This is a genomic window from Halalkalibacter sp. HAAS-P013, from assembly GCF_056619925.1.
The window spans coordinates 1-9954 of sequence record NZ_JBWQTU010000038.1 but is presented as its reverse complement, the minus strand read 5'-3'; the positions used below and the strand labels follow the sequence as shown (position 1 = coordinate 9954).

Annotated in this window: 10 protein-coding genes and 1 rRNA gene; 9 read left to right on the top strand and 2 right to left on the bottom strand. The window is 37.4% G+C overall.

Annotated elements, in window-relative coordinates; all coding sequences use genetic code 11:
- The first annotated feature begins 616 nt into the window (after positions 1 to 616).
- The gene (locus AC1FXP_RS23120) at positions 617 to 1147 is read left to right on the top strand and encodes a hypothetical protein (RefSeq protein WP_480064276.1); all 531 of its coding nucleotides are present in this window, start codon (positions 617 to 619) and stop codon (positions 1145 to 1147) included.
- A gap of 426 nt (positions 1148 to 1573) precedes the next feature.
- Here the strand turns inward: AC1FXP_RS23120 and AC1FXP_RS23115 are convergent, their stop codons facing one another.
- On the bottom strand, positions 1574 to 3259 hold the full coding sequence (locus AC1FXP_RS23115; RefSeq protein WP_480064275.1) for a sensor domain-containing protein: 1686 nt from the start codon (positions 3257 to 3259) through the stop codon (positions 1574 to 1576).
- Between the two features lie 796 nt (positions 3260 to 4055).
- Here AC1FXP_RS23115 and AC1FXP_RS23110 point away from each other — a divergent pair.
- Positions 4056 to 4664: a transposase gene (locus AC1FXP_RS23110; protein ID WP_480064278.1), complete on the top strand. Its 609-nt coding sequence runs from the start codon at positions 4056 to 4058 to the stop codon at positions 4662 to 4664.
- Positions 4665 to 4885: 221 nt separating this feature from the next.
- Here AC1FXP_RS23110 and gloA2 read toward each other — a convergent pair whose 3' ends face one another.
- Entirely contained in the window at positions 4886 to 5275 is a 390-nt protein-coding gene (gene gloA2, locus AC1FXP_RS23105; protein ID WP_480064277.1) for an SMU1112c/YaeR family gloxylase I-like metalloprotein, read from the bottom strand.
- Between the two features lie 713 nt (positions 5276 to 5988).
- Here gloA2 and AC1FXP_RS23100 point away from each other — a divergent pair.
- From AC1FXP_RS23100 to AC1FXP_RS23070, 7 genes are all read left to right on the top strand, one after another.
- Positions 5989 to 6984, top strand: coding sequence for a 2-hydroxyacid dehydrogenase (locus AC1FXP_RS23100; protein WP_480064274.1), 996 nt, complete (start codon positions 5989 to 5991; stop codon positions 6982 to 6984).
- 267 nt (positions 6985 to 7251) lie between these two features.
- On the top strand, positions 7252 to 7737 hold the full coding sequence (locus tag AC1FXP_RS23095; RefSeq protein ID WP_480064273.1) for a hypothetical protein: 486 nt from the start codon (positions 7252 to 7254) through the stop codon (positions 7735 to 7737).
- Positions 7710 to 8303 carry a hypothetical protein gene (locus AC1FXP_RS23090; protein ID WP_480064272.1) on the top strand — a complete coding sequence of 198 codons (594 nt, stop codon included), beginning with the start codon at positions 7710 to 7712 and terminating at the stop codon, positions 8301 to 8303. The genes AC1FXP_RS23095 and AC1FXP_RS23090 overlap by 28 nt, the downstream gene beginning before the upstream one ends.
- Positions 8304 to 8306: 3 nt before the next feature.
- The gene (locus AC1FXP_RS23085; RefSeq protein ID WP_480064271.1) at positions 8307 to 8498 is read left to right on the top strand and encodes a hypothetical protein; all 192 of its coding nucleotides are present in this window, start codon (positions 8307 to 8309) and stop codon (positions 8496 to 8498) included.
- Positions 8499 to 8533: 35 nt separating this feature from the next.
- Positions 8534 to 8728, top strand: coding sequence for a hypothetical protein (locus AC1FXP_RS23080; RefSeq protein WP_480064270.1), 195 nt, complete (start codon positions 8534 to 8536; stop codon positions 8726 to 8728).
- Positions 8729 to 8891: 163 nt separating this feature from the next.
- Positions 8892 to 9134, top strand: coding sequence for a hypothetical protein (locus AC1FXP_RS23075; RefSeq protein WP_480064269.1), 243 nt, complete (start codon positions 8892 to 8894; stop codon positions 9132 to 9134).
- 746 nt (positions 9135 to 9880) lie between these two features.
- Positions 9881 to 9954, top strand: a 16S ribosomal RNA gene (locus tag AC1FXP_RS23070); the annotation flags it as partial.

The window sequence follows — 9954 nt, the reverse complement described above, 5'->3', positions numbered from 1 at the left end:
CGAAAAAAGAACCCAGTATAAACTGGGTCTCGTTACTCCGAAGAGATATTATTTAGATTATAAAATTGCAGGTTAATGTCGTATTTATCTTTGTCTATTATTAGGGGGCTTGACCACAGCGTACTATTACTTTGATTCTTGTTAGCTTGAATCGAAACATATGTCTGGGGGAACACTTCATGACAGTTAAAACAACGAAACTGATTAATACGAACAAACAAATAGAGCGGCTTATCTAATACTTTAAGGTCGCGCATTTTTCGTGTGCGTCAGTCGTAGACATGATTAATCGTGTACCCGCAGAAAGGGTAACGCTCCTCTGTTGCTTGTTTAACAACTTTAAATTCTGGCAATTCTAGTGACATCGAAAATACTTTCAGACCTCCTGTTATGTTAAGTGACGCTAACATGATTGCCAGGAATCTGTGAGTGTTTTCTTGTTTTCGTTAAATTCAAAATGTGGTGATGAATCAAAATATATAGCAATTATAGAAAGGGTTTTCATTTTTGAACTTACTAATATATGATATATTGAAATGTATAGGCTTACTTTACAGCCATTCGTTTAAACGAATGGTTGTATGACAAATTACTAGTACATAAAAGGAGTGTAATGATGACAGCTTTATCACAACTTGTCCAACGTCTTGATGAAAGAACCCCTTTACCATCACTTTGCCCAGAGGGAGCTTGGAGTCCAGATATCACTAGAGAAATCACAGAATTGTCCGATCAGGAGTTAACTGAAAAAGAAAACCTATCACAGCTAGCTGTCCAAGCTGTTAAGGCAGGATTGCTGTTATGGAATGATGAGTTAGATTTATCCCATTCAATTTCACAAACTATTGACAATGAATTAGGAAGTTATTGGCATGGGATCATGCATCGCCGCGAAGGGGATTTTGGGAATGCGAAGTATTGGTTCCAGAAAGCAGGCAGTCATTCTATTTATCCAGCATTATATGAAAGAGCGAGTGAGATTTCATCAGAAGTGAAGTCATGGGGTGAATGGGATCCAAATCGTTTTATTGACGCAGTAGAGCACGTCATCATAAATGGGTTGGAATCATCTGCAGAAGCAAAGACACTTCGACAAATTCAAAGACTAGAAATTTCCTTACTAGTAAAGTACAGTAAGGAAGTTTAAAGCACGTGAAGCACGGGGGGCGGTTCTCGTGCTTCTATCCTGTTGAGGAAAAGAGAAAATTGCTGGCCGGTTCGTTGCGACCCCAAGTAGACAAAAAAAATCGAATTTCACTTATAGAACTAGGATCCGTAAGCTTTGGTTCTATTTCTATTCTTTGCCTAGACGAGTATCTCTGACTACAGATTGACAATCAAGGAGAGCGCGTTACAATCAACCAGTAATCAGAGGAGTGATAGTTAGGCCAAGAAGGAGAAAATCTAGCTACTTCACTTTAACACGCCTTGGTATAACGAGTAGGTGTTTGGAATAAAGCACACCTTGAATAGAATCTAATTGTTTTTGGGGAAAGACTTAGTACCTAAAGGAGGAACAAGTGGGGGGAAGTACAAAACAAAAACGATTCCTTTATCCATAACCTTCACCCATCTATCTAGATACAGTGCCTGAAAAAACGTTAGCATTCCTTAGTAAATACTCTTCAAACTCATCACTTGGTATAGGTTTACTATAATAATAACCTTGTACGATGTCACAGTTCATATCATGAAGGTATGTTAGTTGTTCTTTTGTTTCTACTCCTTCAGCAACCGTCTTAATTCCTAAACTATGAGACATCATAATGATAGCTTGGATAATCGAATTACTTTCTTTGCAAAATGGTATATCTTCTATAAATGATTTATCAATCTTTAATTTATTTATTGGCAATTTTTTTAGGTAATTGAGTGAACTATATCCAGTTCCAAAATCATCTAAATGCACACCTACACCATATTCTCGTAGTTCAGATAATGCTTTAATTACAGTCTCCGAATTGTTTATGATAGTATTTTCTGTAATTTCGATTTCTAAATATTGGGGATCTAATTGTGTTTCGTTTAGACACTTTTTTATAGTGCTAACAATATTGAACTGGTGAAATTGAATAGTAGAAATATTAACCGACATTTTTATTGGAGAAAAGCCTTTTTCCTGCCATATTTTGTTCTGAATACAAGCAGAGTATAAAACAAATTCGCCAATACTTAAGATCATTCCAGTTCTTTCAGCTATTGGAATAAACTCACTAGGACTTATAAAGCCTAACTCCTTATGTTTCCAACGACATAAAGCTTCTACCCCAATAACTTCGCCTGATTTTAGATCAATTTGCGGCTGGTAATATAGGAGAAGGTCCCCTCGATCGAAGACGGATCTTAATTCATTTTCAAGAGTTAGATTAATAACGGTTTCTTTGCTATGAGAGGGGTTATAAAAACTAAACTGATTCTTACCAAGCTTTTTTGAAGCATACATAGCCATATCTGCATGTTTAATGAGATGCTCTGAAGTGTTTCCGTTTTCTGGAAACATACTAATGCCTATACTGGTTGTGACATGTAATAAATAGCCTCCTTCGACATCAAATGGTATTTCAAAAACATCCAAAATTCGTGCGGCAACTTTAGCCGCAGTTGTTTCATCTACATAAGGTAAAAGGATCAGGAATTCATCTCCACCCATACGACAAACCGTTCCGTCTCCCTTAATACAATCTAATAGTCTTTTACTAACTTTTATTAATAAATTATCACCAACAGTATGGTTAAAAGTATCATTTATATTTTTGAATCCATCTAGATCAAGCAAAAGAACAGCTATCTTTTTTTCTTCATCTTTCATATAACCCATCGAACGGTTTAGCTTATTATTAAAATATGAACGATTCGGAAGACCTGTTAAATCATCTTGAACTAACCTAAGCTCATTTTCCTTTTTTCTTTTGATTTGTTCTGTCATATCACGCAACAGAATCATCCGAACATTCCTTCCCTTGTATGGATAATGATGGCCGATGCCGTCTAAGTTTATGTTTGACCCGTCTTTTCGTATTCCGATTATCGAAAATCTTTCTTTTTCTCCATCTATCATATGATGGTCTTTGTCACTAAATAAATCATATACTGATTTTCCAATGACCTCGGACATGCTGTAATCAAAAATCTCTTTAAACCGATCATTGCACTCTAAAATAACTCCCTTATTATGTATAATCATGGCATCTCGATTCACCTTTTTAAGAATCGATAATTGATCGTTTTTCTCTTTTACATGAGTATAGATACTTACCATTTTCTTCCCCCCCTGTACATTCAGAGCTTAAAAATATAATATTTAAAACTAATAAAGATGTTGTTATTTTTGCATGGTATGCGACATTTGTCCTATGAAATGGAAGATTATATACCAAAAAATCATCAGAGGGGGACAGGTTCCTTGTCCCTAAAGAATTATAGAGTTACACTTTTTATAGCAGGTTTTTTGGAACTTTTGTCGAAGAATTGTGAAGAATGGGCTGAATTTAGGAGAAAATCCTGAAGCTAGTCTGTTATAATAACCACAGCCCCGTTCACTCCACTTTATACTGTACTGGAACCTATCCAGCTGTGCCTTCTCCGTAACAATGTACCCTTTCCTTAAGGATGTCCCTGTCTTAATTTCAACTCTCATTATTGCCCATCTCCTCACACGAAAACAAAATTTTTAGTCGATCGGAATCAGGTCAGGTTCTGTCTATGCCTGTGATTGTGACTGAAACGGTAGATTCCTATCAATTATCCTATTTCTGGTTTGCCTAGTGATATCGCCTTATTGACGACACTGTTTGGGTAGTTATTAAAAAAATCTGACATAAAAAAGAACAAAAAGTGTATCAACATCACATCAGAGAAATAATGAACGGCTGTTTGCCAAATTAGAACCTTGGAGTGATGCGTCTATGCCTAGGAAAGCAAGGGAAAAGAGCCGGAGTGGTATCTATCACATTATGTTGCGAGGAATTAATAAACAACTCATTTTCGAGGAGGAGAAGGACAAGATTAGGTTTTTAGAGACGCTCTAAAAATACAAGGCTATCAGTAAATACTAGATTTACAGTTATTGTTTGATGAACAATCATATCCATCTTTTAATGAGGGAAGTCGGGGAACCGATTTCAGTAGCGCTGAAAAGAATTAGTTCAAGCTATGTTTATTGGTACAATTTGAAATATGAGCGATGTGGGCATTTGTTTCAAGGGAGATTTAAGAGTGAAAAGGTAGAAGATGCGGATTATTTTCTAACGGTTCTTCGGTATATCCATCAAAATCCAGTCAAAGCAGGTTTGGCCAAAAGCGTGTTTGACAGTGAATGGACAATTATCCATGAGTATATGGATAAAGCAAACATTGTTGATATTGATCTTGGCTTTCGTATCTTTTCACGAGATCGAAGCGAGGCCGTGAAATTGTTCTCTGCCTACATGGATGAGGAAAATGAGGATCAATGTTTAGATGATCAGGCACCTGGAAGAATCTCTGATAGCGAAGTTAGGGAGTATTTGCAGTCGCTAGGAATTACCAATTGTAGTATGTTTCAACAGATGGATAAAGAAGCGAGGGATGCTGTTTTGATTACGCTTAAGGAGTTGGACGGCGTGTCCGTTAGACAGCTTTCAAGAATAACCGGGATTTCAAAGAGTGTGATTGACCGGGTTTAGGGACCACCAGTTCACACTGCTGGTTTTGATTTTGGGGTGATCTTGATTTAATTATACATAATAATGAATGGACTTTCATGTTATTTTATAAAAGTTAGGTGCCTGGGATACACTACCCCACAAGTGTTTAAGCAAAGTGCTACTTGTTGTAGTTGAACATTGATGCATCAAATTAAAATGTACTTTCACTGATCGGGAACCATCCCCGCCGCTTCCCCTAGTTATTTCTCATAGATTTCAATAGGTAAGTCATCAGGATCTGCGAAAAAGGTAAACTTTTTATCAGTTAATTCATCTATTCGAACAGGTTCTACCTCAATTTTTTTTAATTCAAGTTCTCTTTTGGCTTCTTCTACACTATCTACTTCAAATGCTAAATGTCTTAATCCCCTTGCTTCAGGGTAGCTTGGTCTGTCAGGTCTATCTGGAAATGAAAACAATTCGATTTGATAGTCATTGTTTACGGCTAGGTCTAATTTATAGGATTGTCTTTCTTCTCTGAAGGTTTCGTTGACTATCTTCAATCCAAGAACATCAACGTAAAAATGTTTAGATGTAACGTAATCAGAACAAATAATCGCGACATGATGGATTTTGTTTAATTTCAAGATGAATCTCCTTCTCTCTTTATAGTTTATTTACATATCTTAACATGGGAGGAAGGAAATTTAATATCTAATAAAAGATCTAGGCGGACAGCTTTTAAGGAAATAATAAGAGGCTATTAATCATGTTGGTCCATCCCCATAGTGCTAACCATAATGGCACACTTAATAAGATTCCCCAGATTAAACCTTTGACATAAGTTTAGTATCTGAAAGTCGAAATATAACTTACCTCAATTTTTATCAAGAAATTCTTGAATCGATTTCTTAAAAGTGAAGATTTCCAGTATGGAGTAATTCTTTCGAGAAATATTAATTCCATAAGGGTGCCAGAAATAAAAAGCACCCTACTTGGGCAATCGAAAATCACCGGTGTCTCAAAAAGTGTGATCCAACGTCTAAACTAAAAAGGGACGAAGAACCTGTCCCTTGAAGATTTCCAAAAAATCATTTATGATTTAGAAGAGTAAGAGGTATCTATGTAACTATCAGAAAAAAATGAAAGCGCTAACTTGTGTAGGTAATATGAATCATCATGAATGTCGTTGCAGGTGTAGGAAAAAATCAGTATTGAGAAATTTACAAAAGGTGTTTGGCCATTTCTATTGGTCTATCCAATCATCTTACTTCTAATAGTTTTGTTCCCATCTATCATTCTAGCACCACTAGAGTGGCTATTATAATATATAGTAAATTTTGAAAGCAAAGGAGACTGAAAAATGGAAAAATCCAATGTAGTGATTATTGGCGAATTACCGCAAACCGTTCTTGAGAGATTGGAAGAGGAAGCTGAGCTAAGAGTATGGAATAAACCTGAAGCTATTCCATATGACACGTTAATGGCATGGTTAAAAGATGCAGAAGGTTTGTTGAGCCGAGGAGATATTCAAGTCAATGACAATATATTAGCACAAGCTCCCAATCTACGGGTAATCGCACAGTCTTCTGCAGGGTATGACAATATTGATATTGACGCTTGTACAAGGCGTTCGATCCCCTTTGGCAATACTCCAGAGGTGTTAAACGATGCAACGGCTGATTTAACGTACGGTCTATTGCTATCAGCGGCAAGAAAAATAACTGAAGGAAGTGAATTTGTTAAACGTGGTAAGTGGAAAAGTCCATTTGACGTACCAATGGGGGTTGATTTGTATGGAAAAACACTTGGTATAGTGGGGATGGGCAACATCGGAAGAGCTGTTGCAAGGCGCGCGCAAGCAAGCGGAATGAATATTGTTTACCATAATCGAAAAGTAAATGAAGTGAATGAAAGTATGGGGACAGTCTATGCAACGTTTGAAGAATTACTAGCAAATTCAGACTTTATTGTTGTGCTCGTACCATTAAATAACCATACTAGAGGGCTTTTTGGAAAAGAAGAATTTAGACAGATGAAATCATCAGCTTATTTTATTAATGCATCGAGAGGCCCAGTTGTCAATACGAATGAACTATTTGATGCGCTTGTATCTGAGCAAATTGCTTATGCTGCATTGGATGTAACAGATCCAGAACCCATCAATAAGGCTCATCCAATAATGAGTCTAAAGAATGTATTAATTACACCTCATATAGGAAGCGCAGCAATAGAAACAAGGACAAGAATGGCCCATTTAGCCGTTGATAATATACTAGCTGGATTAGAAGGAAAACCATTACCTGCATGTGTAAACGAAGAGGTTAATTTTTGCTTAACTAATTACAAGGGGGATTAACTAGAATGTGAACCTTGTCATTCTATTTCAAATGACAAACTCTTTATACACTTACTTTTTGGATAGCCATTCGATATACGTGGCCTAGTTAATACCCAGTTTGAAGGATTGTTGGAGCAAGAAATTAAAGGGTTTGTGACGAAGGTAGGCGAGCTTGAGGAAGTTGAAACCGAACGCTTGATGAGCTTTGCGTCTGACTTTTTTCAAATAAGGGAGTAGCCCATTAACAATGAGCAGCTTATTGAGGAAATCAGCGACTTTTTAATTGTGTATATGAATGCAGGAAAAGTCGGGCTGAATTCGTTTATCAAAAAAGCACAATTGAATGTACATCAGCTCGATCATTTGCTTGCGATTCACTTTCTTTTAAAAGAAGAGGTCAAGCAGTTTGTTCGGGATTTACCTGTTGCGATTCGGAAGTTTAAAACGTCGACCAAAGAGATTAATGAGAGTTATATCGGTGAAGTGCGCGGACAAATCAATTGGCCGAATACGATGAAAGAGAGGTTGCGCCTGAATCAAAAAGATCGAACGATTTTTTCCTGCCAGGAGAATAGACGGAACTATGATCTACCAGAAAATTTGATTGTAAAAGAGCTGATTCAGACGATTTATAACATTTTGTTTGTGAAGCTCGATACATCTGTTCTTGAAAAGTATCACTACTTTCGTGAATGGAAGGAGCTTAGACTCATTGTCGAAGAAATGATTCGGAGCAATGTGTTGTGTATTTATCGAAAGTTAATTCTGTAAAGCACAACGTAACGGAGCGGATGATTCAAAAAACGTTAGGGCATCGCAATCCTCTTTATAGAGAGGCAGCGCACTTACTTTTATCTTATCTCCGTATTATGAATGGATTTGATGAAGAGATTGTCCAGGAATTGCTGAGGGAGACATTTGTGTTTCCGGCGAAAGAGGAAGTGCTGTTTGAGTTGTATTGGGTGATGAAGCTGATCAAGGCGAATACAGAAGAGGCAGACTTGCAGCTTATTGATGGGCGGAGGAATTTGGTTGCGAGTTGGAATGATGATGCGTATGACTATCATATTTATCATGATTCAACCGGATCGAAGGAACTCCGGTTTGCGATATCGACAGAAGAAGTGAGCGAAGTATATCATCTATATATAAAGAAGAAAGTAGATTCGATGAAGCGTTCTGTTGACTTAGCATCAGCCTTTTTTCAGCGAAGTGTAGAGAGTAAGACCTTGTGGAGTGGAAGGCCGGATATTTTGATTGAAGTGTATCAGAAGGAAACGGGTGAGCTGCAGAAAGTGGTCATTGGGGAAGTGAAGCATACGAAGAACCCAGATTAAGCGATGAAGGGACTTCGTGAGTTGGTTGATTATATGGAACTTGTGAAGGGACGTGAAGGTGAGTATTTGAAGGAACAAGATGTGGAGATTGAGGGGATGCTGTTTGTTGGGGAGATGCTGGTAGAGAAGGAGAAGAGACAGGGGGTTTCGGTTGTTTCGCTGAGTGATGTTAAAGGTGAGCAGTTACAGGTATAGACGTAAATTGATGAAAGAGCAGATGGGGAGACCGTATGTTGAAAAAGGAAGAATTGCTTAAATGGTTGGACATGTATGACGACTTGAAATATCCATTCGGTATTTACCGAGATCTCGTGATTGAGCAAAAAGAACATCCGAGAAAATTTGAATTAATGGGTGCTTGGAAAACAGGCAGTCTTTGCCTGGATCTAAATGGGATTGAATCTATGGATGGTGATGGGAAGTGATACGCTTTTAAATAACGTTGGGCGAGTCATGCCCCTGTAGGCTTTGACGTTTGGAGATCGATTTCAACGAACCAGGATGAAGTTAGAAGTAAGTTACCAAAGCAACTTTTTCAATCTGAACCGAGCATTTTAAGAGAGCTTCAAGCTCAAAAAGGATTTGGATTTGTATGGGGTCTCTGAATGGGTTAATCTTGGAAACAATGTGGATAAATTGCGCAGTGGAACCGAAAAAGAAGGATTAGGAACATTTTTCATGAAACAATTCGGTGGATCCACTTCAGATGCTCAATTAGCCAGTCAGGTAGGATCCATTTATACGTTAACAAATATTTGGGAGCATAACGGGAAAAAACGTGGAATGAAGTGGGAGGAACGGTTTGAACAATGGTATGAGCAGATGTTTTAGCAGGGATGGTGACAATGAAACTCTGAGTTGAATGGTTAGCTTTATTTTGGGTAATGAGCTGTTAAGGTAGATTGTTTCTATTAGTATAGTTATAAAAATGGGTATGATGTGAGATGGAGGCCCTCGAGATAGATTGAAGCTTGATGCTAGGTCTAGTCCCGGGGCTCTCATGGAATATTTTTAAGAGAGGTCCTTACATATTAAAAGGATTAAGAGAATCCTCTGGCTTCTTTTCACTTATTAATGACCAGTTTCCAAGAGAAGTTTTATAAGGCGTTATATATAATACTGGATTTTACGAACCAAAATGAGTGGACAATGTCTGCTTTTATGTTTTGTTCACGTTTAAGTGGTTGTTTGTTGTGGTAATAGTATTGTGGAAAGAAAGTGACTTGATCTTTATGTGGAACTATGATAGATTAATAAACCTAGCCGCAAAAATTAATTTTAAATTAACTATTGCGCAGAATTATTCATTGTGATATATTGTTACTTGTCGCTACGAACGATTGATTGGTTCGTAACGAGTTGCGGAAACAACATTTAAAAAGTTGTTGCGCAGAACGAAACAGTATGTTATGATAATGAATGTCGCTGATGAAACAGCGGTTAAAGAGTTCTTTGAAAACTGAACAAAAGCCAAGCGAAATAGAGATACATGATATCTCGTTAATTTCTAAAAGTGATTTACTTTAATCACGCAAAGTATCGTTAGCGATACATTTTGAGCTAATCAGCTTACCATTTTTATGGAGAGTTTGATCCTGGCTCAGGACGAACGCTGGCGGCGTGCCTAATACATGCAAGTCGAGCGGACTGA